The sequence below is a fragment of the Sediminibacterium sp. genome (assembly GCF_030695065.1).
Lineage (GTDB): Bacteria > Bacteroidota > Bacteroidia > Chitinophagales > Chitinophagaceae > Sediminibacterium.
This window is the reverse complement of sequence record NZ_JAUYTR010000014.1, coordinates 1-1790: the sequence shown is the minus strand read 5'-3', so window position 1 is coordinate 1790 and position 1790 is coordinate 1. Positions and strand designations below refer to the sequence as shown.

1 protein-coding gene is annotated in these 1790 nt (G+C 40.6%); it reads left to right on the top strand.

Annotated elements, in window-relative coordinates:
- The coding region (locus Q8S25_RS06925) for a hypothetical protein (protein ID WP_305536151.1) at positions 1-1790 on the top strand (1790 nt) is incomplete at both ends.

Below are 1790 nucleotides of genomic sequence, written 5' to 3'. Positions count from 1 at the left end.
GACAATATCATTGAAATCCTAGTAACTGCTGAAGACGGCGTTACTCAATTAAACTACAGAATCTTATATCGTCGTGAGTCTACTTTTGTAAGTGGCGGCGGTGGCGGTGGCCTTGAAAGTAAGAGCTTGGGCGATGCAATTGCTCAACGTGTGCTTAGCAATGCCATCAACGATATGAATGGTGCGGTGGATTACAACAAATTACCTGTAGTTGAAACTGCTCAAGGTACTATCCGCTCTACCAGCACTAATAGCCTCTTTAGCTTGCAATTGTCTAGCATCATGCCTGACCTTGCTACCAGAGGGTATAAAGCTTACAATAGCTCTCCTGTAGACATCGTTAGCTTTACCAATGCTAAAGAAGTGTATGCTGTTGACTATGTAAACACCAATAAAGAAACCAAAGCGGTAGCTTTCACTACTAAAACTTTGGGTGAATTGTACGACCACACTAAACCAATTTGTGATCGATTAAAAGGTGCTACCCTACTAGATGTAGAATCAGTTAAAATTGACGGCTACAACTTTATTAACTACACCATTATTAACGATAAAGGAAACCGCGAATACGCTACCGCATTTACTGTAGGTGCTAAAGCTGGAAGAAACAGCTTTAACCTTCAGAGTGCTTTCTTAACTACTAGTTATGTGAACGAAGACCAGATGTACAACTTCCAAATCTGGGCCGCTTCTCCTAGCATTGTTAATGAAATGGTTAAAGACGTATTAGCTAAACTAAAAGACGTTGCTGAAGTTAACCAAGCGGTTGTAGGTACAACACCTGCTTCTTACATTGAGTCTGGTAAGCGTGAAGGAACCAACCTAAACTTGGTGATCAAAAATTCTTCTGCTGCAACTACTGGTTTCTTCAAGTTCGAAGACAGATCTACTGAATCTTCTACTGGTATTGTTACTCGTAACGTTCCGTTCACTGTAAAAGCCAATGGCACTTCTACTGTAGTTGTTCCAGTGGGCGACAAATACGAAAGCACTGTCTCTATGTATTTGAATGGTGAAGTAAAAGACTTAGTATACATGTCTGATGGTACTTGGGCAGTTGATTACAACAGAAACACTACTAGCGTAAGTGCTTTCAACGTAACCAACGATGCTAAACGCACCATCTCTGCTAACGAATACCCTGTATTAAGAAATGTTGAAGTAAAAGCCAATAGCGCTGATTTCGTATCACTATTCAAATTATTGAAAGCAGGTGGTATGGAAGCTGACTTAAGCAACTACAACGGTATTAAGTTTACTGCCGCTGGTGGTTACAACTTAAGAGTAACCATGGTTAAAAATGGGGTGGCTGAGTGGAAGAACCAATACACTACTGATATCAGATTAGGTTCTGGTCAGCAAGAATATTATATTCCTTTCAGTCAGTTTAAATCTGCTGGTTCTACTAAAGCATTAGATCCAACTGATGTTACTACCCTAGTTCTTACCATTGAAGTAGGTACTGGACGCAATAGCCCTATCGCTTCTACATTTAGCAATATCAGCTTCACCAAAGAAAAACCAGTAATCAACGCTGCTGACCAGGAAGAGAAAACCATCCAGGTATTCCCTAACCCGGTAACCGACAACGTGTTTACTGCTAGCTTTGTAAGCCCTGTTGCTGGTGAGTTTACTATGAAGATTAATGATGGAACTGGACGTTCTATCTACACTAAACAAGTAAACGTAGTGAAAGGTCCTAACGCTGTTCCAGTAAGATTGAACAACGGCGTAATTGGTACACACTTCTTAACACTAGAAGGTAACAACGTTAAGTTCGCTCCTACTAC